Source organism: Providencia rettgeri, assembly GCF_001874625.1.
Taxonomy (GTDB): domain Bacteria; phylum Pseudomonadota; class Gammaproteobacteria; order Enterobacterales; family Enterobacteriaceae; genus Providencia; species Providencia huashanensis.
Genome location: NZ_CP017671.1, coordinates 4,717,942 through 4,742,582 on the forward strand (window position 1 = coordinate 4,717,942; position 24,641 = coordinate 4,742,582).

General features: G+C 38.4%; 25 protein-coding genes. 9 read left to right on the top strand and 16 right to left on the bottom strand.

The features are described 5' to 3' along the window. Positions 1 to 140 precede the first annotated feature (140 nt). Positions 141 to 1,421 (bottom strand): lipid IV(A) 3-deoxy-D-manno-octulosonic acid transferase, encoded by a 1,281-nt coding sequence (waaA, locus tag RB151_RS21985; RefSeq protein ID WP_042846726.1) that lies wholly within the window; start codon positions 1,419 to 1,421, stop codon positions 141 to 143. Positions 1,422 to 1,623: 202 nt separating this feature from the next. Between waaA and coaD the strand changes: the two genes are divergently transcribed. Continuing rightward, positions 1,624 to 2,109 carry a pantetheine-phosphate adenylyltransferase gene (coaD, locus tag RB151_RS21990; RefSeq protein ID WP_042846826.1) on the top strand — a complete coding sequence of 162 codons (486 nt, stop codon included), beginning with the start codon at positions 1,624 to 1,626 and terminating at the stop codon, positions 2,107 to 2,109. A gap of 10 nt (positions 2,110 to 2,119) precedes the next feature. Here the strand turns inward: coaD and mutM are convergent, their stop codons facing one another. Further along, on the bottom strand, positions 2,120 to 2,929 hold the full coding sequence (gene mutM / locus RB151_RS21995; RefSeq protein ID WP_042846728.1) for a bifunctional DNA-formamidopyrimidine glycosylase/DNA-(apurinic or apyrimidinic site) lyase: 810 nt from the start codon (positions 2,927 to 2,929) through the stop codon (positions 2,120 to 2,122). Between the two features lie 254 nt (positions 2,930 to 3,183). Between mutM and RB151_RS22000 the strand changes: the two genes are divergently transcribed. Beyond that, positions 3,184 to 4,422, top strand: coding sequence for an O-antigen ligase family protein (locus RB151_RS22000; RefSeq protein WP_071548784.1), 1,239 nt, complete (start codon positions 3,184 to 3,186; stop codon positions 4,420 to 4,422). On the opposite strand, the gene RB151_RS22005 is transcribed toward RB151_RS22000, so the two are convergent. Then, positions 4,423 to 5,403, bottom strand: a complete 981-nt coding sequence (locus RB151_RS22005) for a glycosyltransferase (RefSeq protein WP_048605699.1) — start codon at positions 5,401 to 5,403, stop codon at positions 4,423 to 4,425. Between the two features lie 485 nt (positions 5,404 to 5,888). Here RB151_RS22005 and RB151_RS22010 point away from each other — a divergent pair, with 485 nt between their 5' ends. After that, on the top strand, positions 5,889 to 7,439 hold the full coding sequence (locus RB151_RS22010) for a phosphoethanolamine transferase (RefSeq protein ID WP_071548785.1): 1,551 nt from the start codon (positions 5,889 to 5,891) through the stop codon (positions 7,437 to 7,439). A 38-nt stretch (positions 7,440 to 7,477) separates the two neighbouring features. On the opposite strand, the gene RB151_RS22015 is transcribed toward RB151_RS22010, so the two are convergent. From RB151_RS22015 to radC, 8 genes are all read right to left on the bottom strand, one after another. Next, complete coding sequence (locus RB151_RS22015) at positions 7,478 to 8,455, bottom strand: glycosyltransferase (RefSeq protein WP_071548786.1); 978 nt, start codon at positions 8,453 to 8,455, stop codon at positions 7,478 to 7,480. A gap of 11 nt (positions 8,456 to 8,466) precedes the next feature. Further along, positions 8,467 to 9,480 (bottom strand): lipopolysaccharide 3-alpha-galactosyltransferase, encoded by a 1,014-nt coding sequence (gene waaO / locus RB151_RS22020; protein WP_071548787.1) that lies wholly within the window; start codon positions 9,478 to 9,480, stop codon positions 8,467 to 8,469. Between the two features lie 29 nt (positions 9,481 to 9,509). After that, entirely contained in the window at positions 9,510 to 10,307 is a 798-nt protein-coding gene (rfaP, locus tag RB151_RS22025; protein ID WP_071548788.1) for a lipopolysaccharide core heptose(I) kinase RfaP, read from the bottom strand. Then, a complete protein-coding gene (locus tag RB151_RS22030) occupies positions 10,300 to 11,424 on the bottom strand; it encodes a glycosyltransferase family 4 protein (RefSeq protein WP_042846736.1) in 1,125 nt (374 codons plus the stop codon). Before RB151_RS22030 ends, rfaP begins: the two co-directional genes overlap by 8 nt. A gap of 1 nt (position 11,425) precedes the next feature. Next, positions 11,426 to 12,490 carry a lipopolysaccharide core heptosyltransferase RfaQ gene (rfaQ, locus tag RB151_RS22035; RefSeq protein ID WP_042846737.1) on the bottom strand — a complete coding sequence of 355 codons (1,065 nt, stop codon included), beginning with the start codon at positions 12,488 to 12,490 and terminating at the stop codon, positions 11,426 to 11,428. Between the two features lie 203 nt (positions 12,491 to 12,693). Beyond that, the gene (gene rpmG, locus RB151_RS22040; protein WP_004924244.1) at positions 12,694 to 12,861 is read right to left on the bottom strand and encodes a 50S ribosomal protein L33; all 168 of its coding nucleotides are present in this window, start codon (positions 12,859 to 12,861) and stop codon (positions 12,694 to 12,696) included. 11 nt (positions 12,862 to 12,872) lie between these two features. Next, positions 12,873 to 13,109: a 50S ribosomal protein L28 gene (gene rpmB / locus RB151_RS22045; protein WP_042846738.1), complete on the bottom strand. Its 237-nt coding sequence runs from the start codon at positions 13,107 to 13,109 to the stop codon at positions 12,873 to 12,875. A 252-nt stretch (positions 13,110 to 13,361) separates the two neighbouring features. Then, positions 13,362 to 14,027 (bottom strand): RadC family protein, encoded by a 666-nt coding sequence (gene radC / locus RB151_RS22055; RefSeq protein ID WP_042846739.1) that lies wholly within the window; start codon positions 14,025 to 14,027, stop codon positions 13,362 to 13,364. Between the two features lie 188 nt (positions 14,028 to 14,215). On the opposite strand from radC, the gene coaBC reads away from it, so the two are divergent. The 3 genes from coaBC to slmA all read left to right on the top strand — a co-directional run bounded on the left by coaBC (position 14,216) and on the right by slmA (position 16,685). Continuing rightward, positions 14,216 to 15,427: a bifunctional phosphopantothenoylcysteine decarboxylase/phosphopantothenate--cysteine ligase CoaBC gene (gene coaBC / locus RB151_RS22060; RefSeq protein WP_048605688.1), complete on the top strand. Its 1,212-nt coding sequence runs from the start codon at positions 14,216 to 14,218 to the stop codon at positions 15,425 to 15,427. Continuing rightward, positions 15,414 to 15,869, top strand: coding sequence for a dUTP diphosphatase (dut, locus tag RB151_RS22065; protein WP_071548789.1), 456 nt, complete (start codon positions 15,414 to 15,416; stop codon positions 15,867 to 15,869). The genes coaBC and dut overlap by 14 nt, the downstream gene beginning before the upstream one ends. A 216-nt stretch (positions 15,870 to 16,085) precedes the next feature. Continuing rightward, on the top strand, positions 16,086 to 16,685 hold the full coding sequence (gene slmA, locus RB151_RS22070) for a nucleoid occlusion factor SlmA (protein ID WP_042846742.1): 600 nt from the start codon (positions 16,086 to 16,088) through the stop codon (positions 16,683 to 16,685). Between the two features lie 50 nt (positions 16,686 to 16,735). On the opposite strand, the gene pyrE is transcribed toward slmA, so the two are convergent. After that, the gene (gene pyrE, locus RB151_RS22075) at positions 16,736 to 17,380 is read right to left on the bottom strand and encodes an orotate phosphoribosyltransferase (RefSeq protein ID WP_042846743.1); all 645 of its coding nucleotides are present in this window, start codon (positions 17,378 to 17,380) and stop codon (positions 16,736 to 16,738) included. Between the two features lie 142 nt (positions 17,381 to 17,522). After that, on the bottom strand, positions 17,523 to 18,236 hold the full coding sequence (gene rph, locus RB151_RS22080) for a ribonuclease PH (protein ID WP_042846744.1): 714 nt from the start codon (positions 18,234 to 18,236) through the stop codon (positions 17,523 to 17,525). A 122-nt stretch (positions 18,237 to 18,358) separates the two neighbouring features. Between rph and RB151_RS22085 the strand changes: the two genes are divergently transcribed. Continuing rightward, the gene (locus tag RB151_RS22085; protein ID WP_042846745.1) at positions 18,359 to 19,222 is read left to right on the top strand and encodes a YicC/YloC family endoribonuclease; all 864 of its coding nucleotides are present in this window, start codon (positions 18,359 to 18,361) and stop codon (positions 19,220 to 19,222) included. Between the two features lie 115 nt (positions 19,223 to 19,337). Here the strand turns inward: RB151_RS22085 and RB151_RS22090 are convergent, their stop codons facing one another. From RB151_RS22090 to RB151_RS22100, 3 genes are all read right to left on the bottom strand, one after another. After that, positions 19,338 to 20,594: a nucleoside permease gene (locus tag RB151_RS22090; RefSeq protein ID WP_071548790.1), complete on the bottom strand. Its 1,257-nt coding sequence runs from the start codon at positions 20,592 to 20,594 to the stop codon at positions 19,338 to 19,340. Next, positions 20,591 to 21,508, bottom strand: a complete 918-nt coding sequence (locus RB151_RS24515) for a DMT family transporter (protein ID WP_042846827.1) — start codon at positions 21,506 to 21,508, stop codon at positions 20,591 to 20,593. The genes RB151_RS22090 and RB151_RS24515 overlap by 4 nt, the downstream gene beginning before the upstream one ends. Before the next feature lie 68 nt (positions 21,509 to 21,576). Further along, a complete protein-coding gene (locus RB151_RS22100) occupies positions 21,577 to 22,395 on the bottom strand; it encodes a purine-nucleoside phosphorylase (RefSeq protein WP_048605686.1) in 819 nt (272 codons plus the stop codon). A 190-nt stretch (positions 22,396 to 22,585) separates the two neighbouring features. Here RB151_RS22100 and RB151_RS22105 point away from each other — a divergent pair, with 190 nt between their 5' ends. Beyond that, positions 22,586 to 23,791 carry an ROK family protein gene (locus RB151_RS22105; RefSeq protein ID WP_071548791.1) on the top strand — a complete coding sequence of 402 codons (1,206 nt, stop codon included), beginning with the start codon at positions 22,586 to 22,588 and terminating at the stop codon, positions 23,789 to 23,791. A 73-nt stretch (positions 23,792 to 23,864) separates the two neighbouring features. Further along, positions 23,865 to 24,641, top strand: coding sequence for a hydroxyethylthiazole kinase (gene thiM / locus RB151_RS22110; RefSeq protein ID WP_081363981.1), 777 nt, complete (start codon positions 23,865 to 23,867; stop codon positions 24,639 to 24,641).

Below are 24,641 nucleotides of genomic sequence, written 5' to 3' on the forward strand. Positions count from 1 at the left end.
ATAAACCAAACTAGAACGGCTCAATAATAAACGGTGCAGTCTACTATAGTTTAGGAATAATACTAAGGTATGCCATGAAATATTCACAGTTTATTGCTGTAATGTTCAAGTTTCTACTCAAGAAAAGACTTTATTGACGACTATTGTTCTTTCGGAGGCAAATAAGGTTGCAGTAATTTCAAGAGGCGCTGTAAGGCCCCTTGATTTTCATGCAGCACTTCTGCAGCATGTCGACCATAATATAACCGGTAATCTTCATCAGAAAGCAAACTGGTCACTGCTTGAACCATCGATTCACTATCTGTTACCGTAATTAAACCATCTGCTTGTTTTAATTTCCCACAGATATCTTTGAAATTGAACGTATGAGGCCCCATTAAAACAGGTAAAGCATGAGCAGCGGCTTCAAGAGGGTTATGCCCCCCTGTTTCAACTAAACTTCCCCCGACAAATGCAATATCCGCAATACCGTATAGCAGCATTAACTCCCCCATCGTATCGCCAATAACCACTTGTATATCAGATGTTGGGACAGTATTGGCACTACGGCGAATAAATGTTAAACCTGCTTTTTGAGTGAGTTCCTCTGCTTTGGCAAAACGTTCAGGATGACGAGGAACCAAAATTAATAGTAAGTCAGGAAAGCGTGCTAACAATTTTTGATGTGTTTCTAATACAATTGCTTCTTCACCTTCGTGTGTACTCGTAGCAATCCAAACAGGGCGGTGAGCAGCCCATTGCCTACGCAATGTTATTGCCCTAACAGCCAATTCAGGTGTCACAGAAATATCGAACTTTAAGCTCCCCGTCACATTCAGTTGCATTCGCCTTAACCCAAGTTGAACAAAGCGCTCGCCATCCTCCTGGTGCTGGGCAGCAACTATCGTGACATTACGCAGCATCCGTTTTACAAAATTGCCGAGCTTTTGATACCCCCGAGCGGAACGCTCAGATAACCGTGCATTAGCAATAACCAAAGGAATTTTACGTTTATGGAGCTGATTTATCATGTTTGGCCATAACTCAGTTTCCATGATAATCACAAGTTTAGGGTCTACTTGTTTAAGAAAACGGCGCATTGAACCGGGAAGGTCATAAGGCAAGTAAACGTGGTCAACATCATCACCAAAAGCAGAAAGTACACGCTCAGAGCCAGTTGGTGTCATCGTCGTCACAGTAATTGGTAATGAGGGATAGTGATGGCGAAGTGCGCGAACAAGAGGAACCGCCGCGAGAGTCTCCCCAACAGAGACTGAATGGAGCAAAATACCTTGAGGCCTTACTTTCCCCGCGCAAAAACCATAGCGCTCACCCCACCGTTTACGATACGCAGGCGCTTTACGGCTGCGCAGCAATAGGCGAACCCATATAAATGGCTGGATAAGATAAAGAAGTACCTGATATAAACGCAGCAATAACATTCGTTCTGATTCACTTACCAAAATTGGCGCTATCTTAGCATAAAGCTCAAATAAAAGTGTGCAGAATATGCACCTAAAAATGATAACAGACCACTATCTACAGTTGCAACCATGCCAGATAGCCGATAATGTTAATTACTATCAACGCTTATTCATGCTGTTTTTTAGAATAAGTAATAGCAAACAAAGAGATACTATCGCCATGAAACACAAGGCTATTTACCCTGGTACGTTTGACCCGGTTACATCTGGACATGTTGATATTGTTACTCGTGCAGCAGCAATGTTTGACCATGTCCTACTCGCTATTGCTAATAGCCAACGAAAGAACCCGATGTTCTCCCTTGATGAACGTGTTGCTCTTGCTAAAGAAGTCACTTCTCATCTTAATAATGTAGAAGTCGTTGGTTTTTCTGAACTAATGGCAAATTTTGCACAAAAGAATGGGGCCAATATTCTCATTCGGGGTGTTCGCTCGGTCGCCGATTTTGAGTATGAGTGGCAACTGGCAAATATGAACCGCCACTTTGTGCCGGATTTAGAAACCGTATTTTTATTACCATCACAAAGTTTATCCTTTGTTTCTTCATCTTTAATAAAGGATGTTGCACTTCATGATGGTGATATTTCTTCTTTCTTGCCCCCAGTCGTTGCTGAGGCAATGTTAAAGAAGCTCAATAAAAAATAGTAAGTACCTACTACTTTTGGCATTGCGGGCAAAAAAAGGTGCTACGTTGGCCCTGTTTAATACTTTCAATTGGTGTTCCACACATTGAACAGGGTTCGCCTTTTTTGCCATACACGAACAGCTCTTGAGCAAAGTAGCCCGGCTTACCATCCGATTGCAAAAAATCTTTCAACGTTGTGCCACCTTGTTCGATAGAGCGCTGTAAAACTTTTTTAATTTGTTGAACTAATTCAGCAACCTCTTCCAAAGTTAGTGTATTGGTAATTTTTTCGGGTGAAATTTTTGCCGCAAATAAGGCTTCATTAGCATAAATATTACCAACACCAACTACAACTTTGTTATCCATTAACCAAGGCTTGATAGCAACTTTCTTTTTTTGAGCTAATTCATAAAGATAGTGAGGATTAAAAGCATCAGATAGCGGTTCAGGGCCTAAATGCGCAAGTACAGAGCTGGTTTCTAAGTCATCACACCAAAGCCAAGCACCGAAACGACGAGGGTCGGTATAGCGAAGTACTTTGCCATCACGCATAATGAGATCTACATGGTCATGTTTTTCTTCAGGTAATTCTTCCGTTAAAATTCGGACACTACCAGACATACCAAGATGCACAATAATCCACCCTGTTTGCAATTCAATCAGCAAATATTTTGCACGGCGTTGAACACTCAAAACCGCTTCATCTGATAAACTTTTAATTTGTTCACTAACTGGCCAACGTAAACGACCGTTACGTACAATGGCATAAGATATTGTATTACCAACCAAATGGGGTTCGATACCACGACGGCTTGTTTCGACTTCTGGTAGTTCTGGCATGCTTTATACCTATATTGACCCAATTAAAAAGTACACTGTATCAAATACCTATTCTAAGGCACCACCTGTTATAACACGAAGCTGAACACTTTGGTAAATAAGCTGATTGATATTTAAGTACCGATTCATAAACAGAAGTTATCATAAAGTATTTACATTTAAAGCACTTTCCCTCATGATAAATAAGTGTAATTTATTAATATAAAAACTTTGGGTAATCAGCATAAACTGTTAAATAGAGTAAAGGCTATTTTGTGAATATAAATAACAATGTCACCAATCAACTCCCTTTTTTATTATTATTTTTAGTCACTTTAGGAATGTTTACCAATGATACCCAAGGCGTATTAAATGTTTCTGCTGCTTTACTTTTTATATATACCTTATACTCAATTTTTAAATATAAAATTAATATTAAAAATGACCTTATTACATTAATCAAAAATAGGAAAATACTTTTTTTATTTGGGGCCTGGGGGTTATTATGTGCGGTCACTTTCACCTATCCAAGCTTCACTCATGAGGCCGTTAAAGAGTTTTTTAATGACTGGCGCTATATTGTCATTATTACATTGTTTTTAATCGTTTTTAAAAAAGAGATGTCAAAATCAAATAAAACGATTATTTATGCCCTTATTGCTACCCTTGCGTTTACTATTTTTATCATCCCCATACTAAAACAATTTAAAAATAGTCAGTTGCCTCTATACCTACAACTTAGGTATGGCTTTGCGCACTATATGACATTACTATTCCCATTCACTTTCAGTGCTGTTTTTTTATTTAAAAAAATATTACTTAAATTGTTAATGTTGACCCTATCTGCCTGTGCATTTTTATTCCTACTCTATACTGGAAGTCGTGGTGGAGCATTGGCTGTCGTAATAGAAGCATTTATGATTTTATGTTTATTATCAGCAAACTACAAGAAGTTCCTTATTAATATAATTAGCCTTGGCGTATTAGCTGTAGCTATTGTTTTTACTTCTTATCATTACATCCCACAGGTAAAAAATAAAATAAACCAATCTTTATATTCTGAAAACTTAACATCTAACCGTGATAAAATCATTGAAACACGCTACCCTATTTTTACACAAAGCCTTGCTAGTCAGCTTGCTGGTGTTGGTTATGGTTCTGTCGCGTACAATCAGTTCTTACTTGATAATAAAGCCCCAACTAACCAAGGTGGAATGGGATATTCACGTAAGTCAGGTGAGTCTTTCTATAACAATGATGAGCCCTTTTTCTTAAATATCATCTATAACATTGGTTTTATTGGCTTAGTTTTATTTTTATCTGCATTTTTCATTAATATGAAAGACCTATTAAAAGACATTCGAAGGGGAAAAAATATTCTTAATGTTGGGATCTTTGTTTCTTCTATTGGTTACTTTTTGGTGTATTGTCTATTTGAGTTTATCTTTTTAGATATTTTCATCTTATATAATATATTAACTGCCATTTTAGTCAAAAAATGTCTATCGAATTAATTAGATAGATAGTTTTCTCATCAAATACTTTATGGTTGTGATAAGAAAACCAATATAATCGCCATTTCTTCTTAAATGTGATTTTTTTCTTGATAACTGTTTATAACCTTCCGGTTTTAGTAAAGGGACATTTTTCCAAGGGGAGTTATCCCTTGCAGACTCGAAATAAATACACTCTGAATAAAATTTAGCCCATTCATGAAATGGCTTTGTTAAACCGACAAAGTGAATAAAAACAACCTGCTCAGAGATTTTAGGGAGGTCTGATTTTTTGGTTATATGCCAATCTAAAGAAAACATAAAGTTAAAATTCTCACTGATATTGATCACTTTATTATTTAATAAAATATTCAAAGCATCCTGATCTGGGTGCGTAAAGTCACTTTTATTAACCAAATCAATGACTTGATTTGGAATGTTATATTCTGCCATCCTTTTTATCGACATATATAAAAAACCAGAATTAAAATACTTTGACATATCCATGGGTAATGAATTTTTATCGCTACGGAACTTATCTTTAACGGCATATAGATAAGTACTCTCATTAAATTCTAATGAACCCAGATATGATAACTCCCCTTTACAGATAATATCGGCATCCAAGTATAATAGTTTATCAAGCCCTTTTGTTGCTAAGTATGAAATGATAATTAAGCGAAAATATATTGCGGAACTCCAGCCTTTTGATGGTAGAGGTAAAGATTTAAATTTTTCGTTATCAATAAGATATATACTTAACCTATGTTGCGTATGTTCCATTAATTGATGAAACAACCTCTCATCGCTTAAATTATCAACAAAGAGATGAAAGTGGAAAAAATTTTCTTGGTTGTTAAGCAGAATCGAGGAAATCGATGTCCCTACACCGTATAAAAAATTTTCATCTACGCCATATGAAATGTGAAAGTAACATTCATTACTAATGTTGGTATCTGAGTTAATTTCTATCTTTGATTTTATCATCTCATTACATAACATTTTAAGGTTCCTACCCCTCACATTTTTACAACTTCAGATTAGCTAAGCTTAATTGAGTTTTAATAATATACACCAATAGTATAAACTAATTTTGCCCTGATTTATGTTAATTCACTCAGTTTTACGATTATCTCTTTCAATAGAAAAAACCACATATATAACAAATGGTTATATTGAGTATTTTGAGGGGCAAACTGCCAAAACCAGCACTTAGTATCGTATAATTTTATTGCACACCAAATTTGATGACTTGCATTGTGCAATATATCAACAGTAGATGTCTTGACAGACCACGTTTAGTTGAAAAACTCCATGAAATTGTTAAGTCTAAACAGCTAGCTTTAATTTTATTAAACAATTTGGCTGTAATCTATATAAATATTCTGTATTTACACTATAATCGGATTATGGGGTAGCGTTAGGAAAATTCTAATCTTAATTATTAGTATTCATAAACCAACTAAATTTTACTTTGCGATATAACAATGAAACAAAGCATTGAGCTAAAAAAATATATACTCATCATACTTGCGCTGGTTATTTTAGCGACATTATCCAAAGTTATGCTGCTCGGCACCGGTAATGCACACCCAACGGTTAGGGAAATAACACTAGTCTGCTTTTTAATTATTATATTAAGCTCATCAAATAAAGCTTATTGGTATATTGGCTTCCCTATTATTATAGTCAATGCACTCTATACACCAATTGGCCTCAACTTTGGGGAGCCAACCTACCAATATATTTCATCTATAGTCGCTACAGATGCAATGGAGTCCCAAGAATTTTTCACACAAATCCCTATAAAAAATTATCTTTTCGCAATATTTATTATTGTTGCTTTTATTTATTATAGGAAAATGACCATTAAAAACGGCATATTTTTTTATAAAAATAGAACATTGCTTGTTTGCCTAGCCATTATTGCATTGATAAATCAATCCCCTTTTAAATTTTTTGATAATATCTATCACTCTATATTAAATGTAAAAAATGAAGTCAATAACTTAAATGAATTTACTAAAAAAAGTGAATGGGGAGATTCAACATTAAAAGTAGGTACTCCACAATATGATGATTATGTTTTAATTATTGGTGAAAGTGTTCGTCGTGATTATATGAATGCCTACGGCTACCCAATTAAAAACACACCTTTTATTAGTAAGACAAATGGAGTCATTGTTGAAGGATTAACTTCCGGTGGCACTAACACGGTGGCATCTTTGCGAATTATGCTAACCCAATCCCAAAAAGATGAATGGTTACCGAATTATGGCTTAAATTTTGTCGACTTAGCAAAATCAGCAGGGTACAAGGTGTATTGGCTATCAAATCAAGGGTTTCTTGGTGAGTTTGATACACCAATTACATTTATCGCAAAAAGAAGTGATATTAAAAAATTCAATAAAATGGGCGCATTTAATTCTAAAGATACTAGTGATTTTAGTTTAGTAAATGTATTCCAACAAGTGTTAGATGAAAAGGTCAGTAAAAAACAAAAGAGACTCTTTGTCATTCATTTATATGGCTCACACCCCGATGCTTGTGCTCGAATTGAAGATTATAAAAATAACTACAGGACTAAAGATAATCAGTTCAATAATATCTCTTGTTATGTTGCTAGTATAGAAAAAACAGATAAAATACTTGGCCTAATTTATAATTCATTAAAAGAGCAACAAAAACAAACTCATCGTAGCTTCTCCATGTTGTATTTTGCTGATCATGGACTTTCTCATTCATTAATAGATGACCAGATTAAATTAAATTTAAGCCATGTTTCGGCAAAAGTATTAAATATCCCACTCATGATGTTTAATTCTGACAGTAACACAAAAGAATATATCAAAGTTCATAAATCAGGGAAATTTTTTACTACAGGATTAGCGAACTGGTTAAACATCAGAAATAATAAAATAGATCCTAACTACACCCTATTTTCTGGGAATGATAACGAATCTATACTGAAAAGCCATTTCAGTAAATTAAGAAGTGGTGAAGATGATGATATTCCTATAGACATAAGGTATAAATAGACTATAAGGTTAGCAAATAAATTTGCTAACCTTCATCTTCACTTAATTAATCTATATTTAATTAAGCTACCTATTCCCTTTAAAATTTTCCCTTGATGGAATTCATGTTTATATCTTTCTTGATATTCAGGCTTCTTTATTGCCAACACTAGTGATTGAGCTTTCCATGGTGAACTATCAAAAGCTATTTTAAATGTTTGGCTTGCAGGGTAATCGACAGCCCAATAATGCCAAGGTTTAGTTGCGCCAGTATAGTGAATTAACTTAGTAGAATCTGTAATATAATCTCTATAATTTATTTTTTCTAGTTCATTTTTTAATGTGTAAATACAGTTATAATCTCTAGAAAGATAAATATTATTACATTTAAATAAAATATTTAATGCATCTTGATCTAAATATTTTAATGGCTTGCCTGTATGATTGTGAGTAATTAATTCAAATGCTTTTTTTGTGAAATTAATACTATCCCATTCTTTCAAATTAAGAAAAATTACTCCGGCATTAAAATATTTATTTTTTATATTTTTTATTCCTAGGCGAGATTCACAAGATTCCTGCATAGCAGGAACATCAGGTATTACAGCTGAAAATTCATCTTTAAATACTATCTTAGTATAATGAGATAAACTTCCTTTACAAAATACATCTGCATCCAAATACAGTATTGATGAAATAGTATCGCATAAATAATCAAAGATAAAAAATCGAAAATAAGTAGCATACGACCATACAGGTGATGTTGGTAATTTTTTTAATTCATCAGAGTTTAAAATATATATATCAATACTCACATTATTATTTAATGCCAACGATTTGAATTTTAACAAAAAATCATCATCAATGAAATCTGTAAATAAATGAAATTTCAATTTAAGATTTCTATTATTTATAATAATAGAGTTCATTGAAATTCCTGAACCAAATAGAAAATTATTATCTACTCCATAAGCAATATTTAATTCTGCTTCAGAATCCTGACTTCCAAATTCTATTTTTTCCTTTATTAAATCCACTCTAGCACCTGTTAGCCTTTTATTTTACTAAAAAAATATTGAATATATCCAATAAACCACTGTAAATATTTTTTTTGCGTTATTTTATGCTTAGCACAGTAACGCAAATGATTACTGCTTTTAGCCTTCAGTAACGGAATGTCTTTCCATGGTGACGCGTTTTTTGCATTAATAAAGGGCTGAGCTGTTGAGTAATTCGCCCATTCATGCCAAGGCTTAGTTGGGCCAATATAATGAATTAATACCGTTTCTGAAGTGATTGGGTTCTCTTTTTTACCCTTTTGAAGCTCGTAGTTTATACTATATTGGGTATTATATTTTCCATCTAAATAAATAACTTTACCCGTCAGTAGCATATTTAAGATATCTTGATCAAGATACGATATTTTCGCTTTGACTTCTTCTTGAGAAAGTAACTCTATTGCTTTCTCTGATATATTGCACTTAGCCCAATTAACTAAATTAATGACTAAAAAGCCAGCATTAAAATACCCTGATGTAATGCTAGGTACCCCTAAGGCTGTTGCCCTTTTTTCCCACCAAGCCATATCCCTTTCAGGTACCACCGCTGCGATCTCATCACCAGTAAATTGAATACTCAATAATGGTTGCAATGAACCCTGGCACATAATATCCGCATCCATATAGATTATTCTTTCTAGCTGATTTGCAAAATAATCAGCAATAATAAATCTAAAATACGTAGCATATGACCAATTTTTAGTACTTGGCAGTGTTTTTAGTTGTTCGCAATCAACTAAATAAACCTGAATACCGGTTTTATATTGTTCAGCTAGTTGTTGAAAAAGGCGGCTTTGCTCATCGTCAAAATAATCAGTAAAAATATGAAATGAAAAAGAAATATCTCTATTTGTTTTTAATAAAGATGCAATTGAAATTCCACAGCCATATAGAAAATTACGGTCAATCCCATATGAAATATGCAAGCTATCATCACTAACGACCGCGCCAGTTGAGGATAAATCAATTTGCTTTGTTATCGCATTGTCCTTATTGAAAAACATTTAGTTTATCTCTCTTATCTCAATTTCATTTACAATGACTTTCTTATTGTACGTTCTTTAATTTGCTCTGCTTTACTTTCAGCTTTGGCTATTAAGTGCCTTTCCCGCTGCAAAATTGTTCTTAGCGGCAACTCAAAGTATACCTTCATAAACCGAAAAATATCACGCTGAGTTAGCCCAATGTTCAATGAAGAATAATATAACCCAATTAAATCTTTATTGCGCCAACGAATGGGAACCGAATTTCTAAGTTGTGCACGATGTAAGTCAATAACGGATATTTTTAAATCGTCTTCATTACCCGTAAAAGGTAAATGAAGTAAAAAATGGCAAATATAGCAATCTCGGTGGTTAATACCTGTCGCGTGCATCTTACGTACCATGTCCGCAACCCGACGAATAATCATTTGCTTGGTACGAAATGCCGGAGGCTCATCTAGCCAATTTGCACAATAATCCTCTAAACTCACCGTCGGGGTCAAATCTTCAGTGATAATAAATGAATGTCGGCGAAGAGGGTTAAGCCCTTTTTGCCCGAATGCCCGCCCATTCATAGTATCAACGCCCACTTTAGTAAGTTGATGGATAGCATTCCATTCTCTATCAGCCCCTAAAACAGGTAAACGGAAAGAAAATAGATTTTTTAAAACTTCTTTTAGTGTTGTGCCATAGTGGATCTTTATAAAATAGCTTTGCCCTTCAATTTCAAAACGTAATGTTTTACGCGACTCTAATGCACGGAAGACTTCACCATGTAATTTATCGCTTTCAACAAATGGATCTTTATTTTTCCATAATTCACTGAAAGGCGTTTTTAATTCAATCATTTGAGCACCCTAAAATAATATCCGCAGCCTTTTCTGGTAGGCTATACAAATCTTCTGTATCTGCAAAATACTGTGCATTTCGAGCCCATTGTACAAGCTGAACAGAATTTTTTAGGCTATTTTCTAATGCTAAGTTTAAAGCTGATTGCTCAAATGGTTCTTTGATAACCATACCGCATTGGGCTTGCTCAATAAATGAAGCGTAACCACATACTTCCGTCACTATAATAGGTAATCCTGCAGTAATAGCTTCTAATAACACAATACCTGCTGCTTCTTGATAAGCTGGATGCATTAATATATCGGCAGCTGCCATTAATTCGGCAATATCATTACGACCACTAAAGAAAGAAACTTGCTGCCCAATCCCAAGTGTTTCAGCTAAACGTTGGTATTTTGCTGGTTTATCTTGCCCAACCACCATCAGCAGCGTATTTTTTTTAATATCTTCAGGGAGCGCAGCAACCGCTTTTAATGTTCTATCAACACCTTTACGCCTAAAATCAGAACCCACTTGCAACAATAAAAATGCAGATTCTGGTATTTGATTTTTTTGGCGATAGACCTGTTTCGCATTCGGTATTTGCTGGTCGTATTTTATACTTTTAGCAATACCTGGAGGAAGCATATGGAAACGCTGGTTCTCTGTCCCATAATGCGTTTTAAAATGGCTAATTTGATGTGGCGTTAACATCAATAATTGGGTGGGCTTACCCACTGCAAAAACAGCTTTTTCAAATGCTGCATAATGCTTATAACGCGGGGTTAGCTTATAAAAGAAACCTTTTTCTTCCGCAACTTTTTGGGCATAGCACACATCAGCAGCATAATAGATATCTAAGCCCGGCATTTTATTAAAACCGACAATACGGTCTACTGGGTGATGCTGCAAATGGTCTAAAACCCAATGGCAATATTGAGTATTACGGCCATGATTCGTGTTTGATGTCACCGGTACAATGATAATTTCAAAGCCATCAGGCTGATCACCGTCCCATGATTGGGTATACACTCGAACATGGTGACCACGTGACTGGCATTCAGTAGCAATACGCAGAAAATCCCGCTGTAGACCACCATACGGGAAATATTTATATAAGCAGAATGCCACATTCATATTAATACCTTTTCATCATGGAGCGGATATTCATGGGTAACATTTTTTCTGTTGCGTTAATTACATCTAACGCTGGAATAATGGATAAATACTTTTTATTGCGGTCTAGCTCATCTCTGGGTGGCATCGATTCATAGTCACCGGCCCAGAATTGAACAACATTATCACTCCAAGGGCGCCAAAAAATATGATTTGTCGCGCCAAAAAGGCACACGATAGGTGTGTTTACCGCTGCAGCAATATGCATTGGCGCAGAATCCACACCAATAAATAAAGCGGCATGAGCAATAAGAGCCCCTAACTCAGGGAACGTTGTTTTCCCCGCAAGCTCAGTAACAGGTTTTGTATTACAGCCATCTGCAATCTGATTAATACATTCAAGGTCTTCTTTACTCGGCCCTGAAGTCAAAACAACTTGGTAACCACGAGACTGCAGTGCATCAATGACCGCTGAGAACTTTTCATTATCCCAACACTTAAAAAGTTGACGGGCTGTTGGTTGGATAACCACATAGCTACTATGGACGCCTAAGCTTAATAACTTTTCGTCAATATTTTTCCAATCTTGCGCCGAGTATGACATCGTTAGATGCGTTTTTAATTCTTTAATTTCTAACGGCTTAAGTACGGATAAATTATTTACAACAACATGTTCCCCTTCAGGTGGGGTCAAATGAGTAAAACTGTTACGCCAATATTGAGAGTCTCGATGAGTAAATTGATGAGAGATTTTCATTTCAGCAGGGATAGCCCTAACCAATAAGCTAACCAACCACTGATCAGCTAAATTAACAACTAAATCGTATTTATTTTTACGTAGCTTTAGCATTAGCTTGATAAAATTACAGGCTTTACTCAATCCAGAACTTTTTTTACTCGCCATGCCATATAAGGCATTGATTTCAGAGTTTTCAGAGAGGATGGGAATGGTCTCCTGATAAAGCAAAACATCAATTTCTGCATCAGGATATTGGTGTTTTAATGAGCTGATAACAGGTGTAGTCAGCAGCATGTCCCCATGAAACCTCATCTTGATCACAAGAATTTTTTTAAACTGTTTTTTCACCAGGCACTCTTAATCAGGTCTATATTATGTGTAAAAGACGATAGATATTTGACAACGAATATCATTATTAATTCAATAATTACTAGCTATGTTACTACTTTCAGAATAATGGTCATAGCCTCGAATGCGCATATCCGTAACTAACCAATTTTTAAGCAAAAAAAAACTCAGCCGAAGCTGAGTTTTTAACGCAGATAGCAAAATTACTTGATTTTTGCTTCTTTGTAGATCACATGCTTACGAACAACTGGATCGAATTTTTTCATTTCCAGTTTTTCTGGCATTGTGCGCTTGTTCTTCGTAGTGGTATAGAAATGACCTGTACCTTCAGAAGAGACCAGCTTGATTTTCTCGCGAATACCTTTAGCCATTTTTTAGCTCCTTAGTACTTCTCACCACGGGCACGCAGTTCAGCAAGAACCGCATCAATTCCCTTTTTATCGATCACACGCATACCTTTAGCAGATACACGCAGTGTTACGAAACGTTTCTCAGACTCAACCCAGAAACGGTGAGAGTGCAGGTTTGGCAAAAAACGACGTTTGGTCGCGTTTAATGCGTGTGAACGGTTGTTACCGCTCATTGGACGCTTGCCAGTAACTTGGCAGACTCGTGACATGTCTATTCTCCAAAAATCTAATCAGCTCGAGCTTTTTTGTTCTGGGTATGGCCGCCTCGTCAGGCTTAGGAGCCCATCTCAGCAAACTTTCATTGACTGAAAAAACCGTTTATACCTGAGTAAAAAATTTACTGAGATAGGCCCTTCTCGCCAAACCCAAGATCCTTAAAGGTGGCGTAGTATACGCTTTCAATCGATTTCACTCAAGCCCAACACAACGAAAGTTGTCATTTTTTAGGCAAAAAAATAATTTTATAGCCATCCCCGCTCTACAAATGAGACGCATTGTTTGTGCCCGACTACAAAATGGTCAAGTAATTTCACGCCCATAAGAGAGCAAGCTTGTTGAATTTGTTCAGTAACTTGTTTATCAGCCATACTCGGTTCAGGATTACCCGAAGGATGGTTATGAGCCAGTATAATTGCGCTAGCATTCATTTTAATAGCAAAGCGAATAATTTCCCTCGGATGTACCTCAACTCTATTTAATGTGCCTTTAAACATTTCTTCATGGCAAATAATTTGATTTTGATTATTTAAAAACAAAACAATAAAAACCTCACGCTCCCGGCCCGCAAACAAATCTAACAACTTTGACTTCAATAATTCAGGCCCGCTCATTACATCTTCATGTAAAAATTGCTCAGAAAAAAAACGACGAGCCAATTCACTTATGGCTTGTAACTGTGTAAATTTACAGTTCCCCATACCTTTACACTGCATCAACTTTTCGTAATCAGCTTGGATGAGTAAATATAAGGAACCAAATTCTTTGATCATACGTTTGGCTAACTGTAAAACGGGTTCCCCTTGGCTTCCTGTTCGCAAGAAAATCGCTAATAGTTCCGCATCCGATAATGAGGCGGCCCCGTATGCAAGTAGTTTTTCCCTCGGTGGTAACTCCTGATGTTCTCTCATCCCTTTATTCCTTCGCCCCAAAACCCTTTTCGAACCTTTTTATATAGCTTAGAAAACGTTAACAAGCCTGCCTATCCGTGTTTGAGTAACGCTTCGCAAAAATAACAATCTGATGTCAAATCGAGCGCGCCACCTAAACTGATGATGTGGTAATATGCCTTCCACATTGAGCGAATCGGATAAAAATAATGAATCAGCTATCACTATTAGGTAAGCAGGTAGTTATTGGGATCAGCGGGGGCATCGCTGCCTATAAAATCCCTGAGCTGACACGTCGCTTGCGTGATCAAGGTGCAGTAGTGCGAGTCGTCATGACTCAGGGCGCAAAGGCCTTTATTACCCCTTTAACTTTGCAAGCTGTTTCAGGGCATCCTGTTTCTGATGACCTGTTAGACCCAGCAGCAGAGGCCGCAATGGGTCACATTGAATTGGCTAAATGGGCTGATATAATTATTTTAGCACCAGCAACTGCGGATTTAATTGCTAAACTTAGTGCTGGAATGGCAAATGACTTACTAACGACGGTCTGTCTCGCCTCTTCAGCTCCTATTGCCGTTGTGCCAGCCATGAATCAACAAATGTATCGGGCGAGCGCCACACAAGACAATTTAATCAGATTGCAACAACGCCAATGTATGATTTGGGGGCCGGATGACGGTAACCAAGCTTGTGGTGATATTGGCCCAGGCCGTATGCTTGACCCATTAGCAATCGTTCGTCTCGCAGCTGAACATTTCAACCCTAAGCTTGACTTACAAGGCATTAAATTGATGATTACCGCGGGCCCAACACGTGAAGCATTGGACCCTGTTCGTTTTATCAGTAATCACAGTTCAGGGAAAATGGGGTTTGCTATTGCACAAGCAGCTAGTCAACGTGGTGCCGAAGTGACATTAATTGCAGGCCCTGTAAACCTTGAAACTCCAACAGGGGTTAATCGAATCGACGTCATTAGTGGTTTAGATATGTATGATAAAGTGCATCAAACCATTGCTGAACAAAATATTTTTATTGGGTGTGCTGCCGTTGCAGATTATCGCGCCAAAACGATCGCCGAAAATAAAATAAAAAAACAAGGCGATGAAGTTATGATTACACTGGTCAAAAACCCAGATATCGTAGCGAGTGTGGGCAACCTGAAACAAAACAGGCCCTATGTTGTTGGGTTTGCAGCAGAAACCCAAAATGTGGAAGAATATGCACGCCAAAAACGGCAACAAAAACAATTAGATTTAATTTGTGCCAATGATGTATCCCTTGCGGATAACGGGTTTAATAGCGATAACAATGCATTACACCTTTTTGATAGCAATGGTGATACTCGTTTGCCTCATTGCAGTAAAACTGAATTAAGCCACTACTTACTTGACGAGATACTTCAACGTTATGAAAAAAATTGACCTAAAAATTCTTGATAGCCGTATCGGTACTGAATTTCCTCTGCCGACCTATGCAACTACAGGCTCTGCCGGTTTAGATTTACGTGCATGCGTTGACGCACCGATCGACTTAGCACCGGGTCAAACAGAATTGATTCCAACAGGTTTAGCTATTCATATAGCAGATGAAAACCTTGCTGCTGTGATTTTACCTCGTTCAGGCTTAGGCCATAAACACGGGGTGGTACTTGGTAATCTAGTTGGGTTGATTGACTCCGATTACCAAGGGCAGCTTATGGTCTCTGTATGGAACCGTAGCGATAAATCTTTTACAGTTGAACCTGGTGAGCGTATGGCACAAATGGTGTTTGTTCCCGTTGTTCAAGCTGAATTTAATATTGTTGATGATTTTGATGCAACTGAGCGCGGTGCAGGTGGCTTTGGTCATTCTGGCCGTCAATAAATAAAACCCCCTGATGTTTAATATGCTATATAGAACCGGCACTAGGTTCTATATTTATCAATAAAAACAATCAGTCATATAATCAACAACAGGGAAAAGCTCAAAATTGCTTATAAACTCTACATTTTTAAAACCTATTTTGCTGCGTAAGTCTCTTTACTAAAAGCAAAATTTTGGATAGTTTGTTTTGCTGTTTTAGCAGGGGTCTTATTAGACATGGCAGAAAAAGCGACAACAAAAAAACGTAACAGGCGTGATGAGATCTTACAAGCTCTTGCGTTAATGTTAGAAAGTAGTGATGGTAGCCAGCGTATTACAACGGCAAAACTTGCGGCCACCGTTGGTGTGTCAGAAGCTGCGCTATATCGTCATTTTCCAAGTAAAATGAAAATGTTCGATAGCCTCATTGGGTTTATAGAAGACTCACTGGTTTCGCGCATCAATCTGATTTTAAATGATGAAAAAGATACTATTATCAGAATCAAGTTAATATTAGCGCTAGTTCTAGGCTTTTCAGAGAAAAACCCAGGGCTAACGCGTATAATGACTGGTCATGCGTTAATGTTTGAGCAAGATAGGCTACAAGACCGTATTAACCAATTGTTTGAACGTATTGAATCGCAATTACGGCAGGTGTTGAAAGAGAAAAAAATACGTGATGGCCATGGGTTTATCCATGATGAGTCATTACTTGCCTCTCAACTATTAGCCTTTTGTGAAGGTATGCTCTCACGTTTTGTACGCTCTGAATTTCGTTATCGGCCAACGGTGGAGTTCGAAGCACGCTGGCCTTTAATTCTAGCTCAGTTACAATAACCGATTATTTATACTACTCACCCCGCCCGTTATTGGGCGCGGGGATTTTTTTATTCAATTCCGTATTGTTCTCGGTAAGCCTTCATTGCCACTAAATGTTCCTGCATCCCCTCTTTTTCAGAAAGATAGGTAATTAAATCACTCATCGTAATGATTGAATAAACCTTGCAGTGATAATCGCGTTCAACTTCCTGTACCGCTGAAATTTCACTTTTGCCTTTTTCTTGACGGTCAAGGGACAATAAAACACCATTCAACGTCGCTTTATGCTGTTTAATAATTTCCATAGACTCACGGATAGCGGTCCCCGCGGTAATCACATCATCAACGACCACGACTTTTCCCTGTAATGGGCTCCCCACGAGTATGCCCCCTTCGCCATGATCTTTTGCTTCTTTACGATTAAAGCAATATGGCATATCAATATCATGGTGTTCTGCTAGTGCGACTGCGGTTGTCGTTGCGATTGGGATACCTTTATACGCTGGCCCAAAAATGACATCACATTCTATTGCGCTATCTTGTAGCGCTTGCGCATAAAAACGACCGACAAGTGCCAAATCACGTCCCGTATTAAATAGCCCTGCATTAAAAAAATAAGGGCTTTTGCGACCTGATTTCAGCGTAAACTCACCAAATTTAAGCACCTGTTTTTTCATGGCAAGTTCAATAAAATCGCGCTGATAGGCTTTCATTGGTCATTCTCCTCATGGATTACTGTTTAATATCTGACAAAACGAATTAGAGACTATTTGTTATAAGTACCGTACTTAAAAACAAGGGTCGATCTCTAAGCATAAAAAAGGCGACTATTTAGCCGCCTAACGAATCATTAACTTATTTCAGCGCTTCTCGCTGAGCTTCAAAAATCGTTTCTAAGCCCGTTTTAGCAAGTGCTAATAATGCGAGTAACTCCTCATGGCTGAACGGTTCACCTTCTGCGGTGCCTTGTACTTCAATCATACGGCCGTCATCCATCATAACAACATTCATATCGGTTTCTGCGGCGGAGTCTTCAACATATTCAAGATCACACAGTGCTTCTTGATTAACAATTCCAACAGACACTGCTGCAACCATCGATTTTAATGGGCTCTTAGCTAGCTTACCTTGCTCTACCATTTTGTTCAGAGCATCAACTAAAGCAACGCAAGCGCCTGAAATCGCAGCGGTACGAGTACCCCCATCGGCTTGGATCACATCACAATCTAGCGTTATGGTGTATTCGCCTAATTTTTTCAAGTCAACCGCAGCTCGTAAAGAGCGGGCAATTAACCGCTGAATTTCCATCGTGCGGCCTGTTTGTTTTCCTCTCGCCGCTTCTCGTTGATTACGTGAATTAGTTGCTCGCGGTAACATGCCATATTCAGCGGTTACCCAGCCTTGCCCCTGCCCTTTTAAAAAGCGTGGAACGCCTTCTTCAACAGTTGCATTACATAACACCTTAGTGTCGCCAAACTCAATAAGAACAGAGCCTTCTGCATGCTTGGTATAGTTGCGCGTGATATTAATCGGGCGCATTTGGTCTGCTTGTCTATCTGCTGGGCGCATGGTGTTATCTCCATTATCAACTCAAATTGGGACGCATTATACGTCCTTAAAGCGATAATGCCTATCCTGTCATCCCTCATAGCGTTATAATCCCCCTAATTTGATGATGATAGGAACGAATTATGATCCGAAGTATGACCGCTTTTGCCCGCCGTGATATCAAGGGTGAATGGGGGAGTGCGGCCTGGGAGCTGCGTTCCGTAAACCAACGCTATTTAGAAACCTATATTCGCTTACCTGAGCAATTTAGAAGCCTTGAACCGGTTATACGTGAGCGTTTACGTTCTCGCCTAACTCGAGGAAAAGTAGAATGTAACCTGCGTTTTGAGCTAGATGGGGCAAATCGTGGTGAATTAATTCTTAATGAGGGGCTTGCTCGCCAATTAATTAGTGCCGCTAATTGGGTAAAAAATTATAGCCATGAAGGTGAAATTAACCCATTGGAAATTTTACGTTGGCCTGGGGTGATGTCAGCAGGTGAGCAAGATTTAGACGCCATTAGCGAACAATTAATGGCAGGCTTAGATGAAACCATTGATGCTTTCATTCAAAGCCGTGAAGCTGAAGGCGCGTCACTGCATGCATTAATCGAACAACGCCTCGATGGTGTACTGGTTGAAGTAGCTAAAGTCCGCCAACATATGCCTGAAATTTTACAATGGCAACGTGACCGCTTGCACAGCAAGCTTGAAGAAGCGGAAATCCAAGTGGATAACAACCGTTTAGAGCAAGAGCTTATTTTGTTAGCACAGCGTATTGATGTTTCTGAAGAATTAGATCGCCTAGAAGCACATGTTAAAGAAACACGTAATATTCTGAAGAAAAAAGAGGCAACAGGTCGTCGCCTTGATTTTATGATGCAAGAATTTAACCGTGAATCAAATACATTAGCGTCGAAGTCAATCAATAGCGAAGTCACTAACTCTGCCGTCGAGCTAAAAGTATTGATTGAGCAAATGAGAGAACAAATTCAGAATATTGAATAACCCTCTTCAATAACTAAAAAATTAAGCCAATTGGTACTTGTATTGATTGGCTTAATTTTTAACAGCTTATCCGGGTATCCCCGCTCGTATTGAACGGGGTTTACGCCACTTTTGACTAATTGGCTTTGGCTTCTTTCAAGCCAGTGTTTTTATCGTGATGATAATGGAACGTAAATTGGAATATTATCGCTAATACTACGGTATAAGATGCAAAGACCAACCAAATCATTTGCCAATCTTTAACCCCATCTACCGTATAATAATCGACAACTAACCCACTTAAAATAGCGCCAAAATACGCACCAACGCCATTCACCATCGTCATAAATAAACCTTGAGCACTTGCCCGCATTCTTGTGTCGACTTCTCTTTCGATAAAGATAGACCCTGAAATATTGAAGAAATCAAACGCACAGCCATAAACAATCATTGACATGATTAAGAACATTAAGCCAATCGCAGATGGGTCACCAAACGCAAAGAAACCAAACCTTAATGTCCAAGCAAACATACTCAATAACATGACTGTTTTAATGCCATAGCGTTTTAAGAAGAAAGGAATTGCTAAGATAAAACCCACTTCAGCCATCTGAGAAATCGACAATAATATCGATGGGTACTGAACAACTAAGCTATCTTGGTATAGCGGGTTCAGGCCGAAATCATGCAAGAATGGGTTACCAAACGTATTGGTGATTTGTAAAACAGCACCAAGTAACATAGCGAATAAGAAAAACACCGCCATAATCGGTTTTTTAAATAAAACGAGCGCATCTAAACCTAGCTTACTGATCCAGCTACTTGAAATGGCTTTTTTATTGACATCAATTTTTGGCAAGGTTAGTGAATAAAGCGCTAAAAGTAGTGAACAACCACCTGCAATATAAAGTTGCATACTACTTAGCTCAAATTTCAATAAGCTAATACTCCACATCGCCACAATAAAACCAATGGTACCAAATACACGAATAGGCGGGAAATTACTGACCGAGTCTAATTGATATTGGCTTAATGATGAGTAGCTAATACTGTTCGAAAGCGCAATGGTTGGCATGAAAGCCATCGCATTAATCAGCATCACCCAAAACATCACTGTCGAGTTGGTTACTGTAGCTGCATAAAATAAAGCCGCTGCGCCAATCAAATGACAAATCATATATAGCCGATTTGCTGGAATATATTTATCTGCAATTATCCCGATAATACCGGGCATTAAAATAGCGGCTACACCTTTCGAACTATAAACCATACCGACTTCTGCACCTGAGAAACTCAATGTTTTCATCATGTAAGAGCCGAGTGTAATCAACCAACTTCCCCAGACAAAATATTGTAGAAAAAGCATGATTTTTAAGCGGGATTTAATATTCATACGAAGCTCCGTTTGGAGTTACATTTATTCGTTTTTATTTTCAACTCAGCAATGGCGACACCCATAAGAATGACGACAACACCAACAAACTGAATGAATTCAAGAGGTAAATGCAATACCGTTACAGACAATAAAATAGTAACGGGAAGTTGCATTGAGCTAACAATGGTCGCTAGGCTGGTGCCAATAAGTGGAGTGCCCTTGGCAAACATCCACATACCAAAAAAGGAACCAAAAAAAGCGAGAGGTAATCCATAAGAGAAAAATAACGATTGAAACGTTGAAGCACTTAGCAAAAAGGTGGGTGGTACAACGATTGATGTCAAAATAGCTCCGCCTGTTACCATAATTGCAGAACGCATCATTGGGTCAGTTTTTATTGCTAAGGCCCCACTGACATACACGCGGATAGCATTTGATAATGCGGCTAATAACCCTAATAACACACCAAGCCAATGAAACACCACCGTTTCACTATTCAGTAACCCTGTCGCCAGTACTGTTCCGATTAATATGACGACAACAGAAATTACCGTCATGAAAGGCGGTATTTGGCGCGTCACTACCGTATTAATTACTACCCCCATCCAGGTAAATTGCAAAAATAACACAACACCAAGAGCAGGCGATAAATACTGTAGCGATGCATAATACAGTAGCCCCGTTAAGCCTGTTGTTGTCCCCGTGAGTAACATCAACAACCCCTGCTGACCCGTTGGCCAGACTAAACGAACTCTTTTTACCCATGCGCCAACGACGACAAAAAACCAAAGTAATATCGCACCAAGTACCGTTTGGCTACCGATGACATCATTAAGGGAATACCCAGCACGATAAGCTAGAATGACTAACGTCGAAAGAATGCCATAACTACAAGCGCCTAAAGAAACTAGAATTAAACCTTTGAGTTTCATTTCAATATTCATCCTGCCTATACTTACAACATTCTTTATATTATTTTGAGAAAAAGAAGCTTAAAAAATTAGAAGCGCTCAATCACACCTGTCACTAACTTCAAGAAAGTTGCTTTGACTTTTTCTGCCGTTTCAATCACTTCGTCATGGCTGAGAGGTTGTTCTAAAATACCGCACGCCATATTGGTTAAGCAGGAAATCCCGACTGTTTTAATTTGTGAATGGTGAGCAACCAAGGCTTCAGGTACAGTAGACATCCCAACGGCGTCAGCGCCTAACGTTCTGATCATGCGAATTTCGGCAGGTGTTTCATAAGTTGGCCCTGTCCACCATGCATATACGCCCTCACGCACACTGACCCCTTGCTCTGTGGCAACATCTTTAATCGTTTGACGTAACTCTTTGTTATAGACTTCGCTAACATCCAAGAAGCGCACACCTAATTCAGGGTTATTTGGCCCAATTAATGGGTTGTTCGCCGTCAAATTAATATGGTCTGTGATAATCATCAGATCGCCTGGGTTAAACTCAGTATTCACTGCACCGCAAGCATTAGTAATAATCAGTTTTTCGACACCCAGAGCTTTCATTAAACGCACAGGGAAAGTGACTTGATCAAGGGAAAAGCCTTCGTAATAATGAAAACGCCCTTTCATAGCAACAACATTTTTGCCTGCGATAGTCCCTATGACTAACTCGTTGGCATGACCAACCGCCTCTGATTTCGCAAAATGGGGAATTTCACTATAAGGAATATGTACCGCATTTTCTAATGTGTCGGCGAATGGCCCTAATCCTGACCCTAAAATAATGCCAACAGTAGGTTTCATATCTGTGCGAGACTGAATAAAACTCAAGCTTTCTAAAATATCTTTTGTATGATGCATGGCGGTCTCCAAATTGACATCGACTAAAAATTGTTAAAATCGATCATAAAGCAATTTAAAAACAGAACAGCGATCTTAATCTCATTTTAAGAAAAAGTATTTCGGTATGATGTGTCGGACGAAACAGTATTTTATGCGTAGATTTGCTAATCTCTAGCGCAAGAGTTGGCAATAGAAAGGAGCGGGGCGCTTGTTACATACACTATTAAATGAATTTCGCACCTCAAAAAATTCAAAAACACAAAAACTCAAAGTCCTCTATCGGTTGATTCTTAACCATGGTCCAATTAGAGCTGAAACCTTGGCATCATTGGCCAGTATGAAGCCTGCCACCTGTGCAAGGCTGCTCGATGAGCTGAGTAAATGCCAATTAATTTCGACCTCAGAACTCGGAGAATCAACTGGTGGGCGTAAACCCATTCTGTATAGCATCAACCCTGCTGATGGTTATTTAGTTGGGATTGAAATGAGTGATATCTACTCGACCATTGTTTTACAAAACCTAAAGCTGGATATTTTAGGCATAGTCAAAGTGAAATATGAACACTTAGAAACAGCAGAAAACATGCTAGATCATCTGCTAAATAAGGTTAACACCCTGCTTGAGGAACACCATCTCAAGCTTGAAAGCTTGCTTGGCATAGGGATTGCTATCGACCATATTTTAGAGCGCGATAAACTACCTTATCACCAATATAGCGCCCGGATACAAGAGCTATATCGTTATATTACTGACAAAGTACCTTGCTTTGTATTACTCGGGAGTGGGATCAGCTTTGCGGCTTTTGCTGAATATCGCTTACGCTATACCTCTGATAGCCAAAGGTTTTTATTCACTACTTGTGATACTGACATCCGCAGCTGCACCATAATTAATAATCACTACGCCCCTGCGCCTATCAGTACCGCCCAAGCATTTGGTCACACCACGATTGATATCAATGGCCAACGCTGTGAATGTGGGTCATTTGGCTGTTTAAAGCAGTATAGCTCACTATCTGCGATTAAAACCCGAATAATAAAACAACTTCGCTTAGGAAAGCCCTCAGTTATCAATGAATTAGTTAATCATGAATCTGAGATTAATTACCATATTATTTTCAAAGCGTTAACCTTGAATGATGCATTGTGTCTTGAGGCACTTGAAGAAGCTGCCTATTATTATGGTATTGCGATTGCTAATGCCGTTTTGATCACGCAAGCGGATGTCGTTGTATGCGGGGGCACATTAACACCTAAAAACCACTTTTTTGCGGTGACTAAAAAATCCATTGAAGACAAACTGTCTATTTTCCCGCATATTAAAACACGTATTTACCCAGCAAATGACTCTTATGAAATTGTCGCTCAAGGGGCTGGGGGGATGGTGATACAAAACTATCTTTCTGATTATTAAGCTATTTCATTAATGATTATAACCTGTAAACTGCATGAGTTATTCTACAGTTTCCATTATGCGAGAGGGGCACATGGCTGAATTTGAAAGTATCGACAACGTAACAAAATCAAATATATTACAGCAACTTAAGTCTGCCTCTCCCCTTGTCCACTGCATGACCAATGATGTCGTTCAAACCTTTACAGCCAATGTACTTCTTGCCTTGGGTTGTTCCCCCGCCATGGTCATTGAGCCCGAAGAAGCGGAGCAATTTGCTGCCATAGCCAGTGGGTTATTAATCAACGTAGGCACGCTAACTGCACCGCGGCAGCATGCTATGCGTTTAGCGGTACAGAGTGCTAATGCTGCCAATAAGCCGTGGGTGTTAGACCCTGTTGCCGTGGGGGCGCTGAGTTTTCGGACACAATTTTGTCAAGAGCTACTCACACTAAAACCCGCCGCTATTCGTGGCAATGCATCCGAAATCATGGCATTAGCCGGTGAAAGCCTTGGTGGGAGGGGGGTTGATTCCCTGAATACCACGAGTGATGCTCTACCGGCAGCTCAGTTATTAGCGCGAAAAACGGCTACAATCGTGGCAATTAGCGGCGAAGTTGACTACATCACCGATGGGGCGCGAACGATTGCCGTCATAGGGGGTCATCCATTAATGACTCGAGTGGTTGGCACTGGGTGTGCGCTTTCTGCTGTTGTTGGCGCATTTTGTACCTTAACTGGCGACCGTTTACAGCATGTTGCAACAGCATGCGCATTAATGAAACAAGCAGGAGAAACAGCGACACTACGGTGCCACGGTACAGGCAGTTTTATCCCTGAATTTTTAGATGCCATTTACCAGCTAAATTAA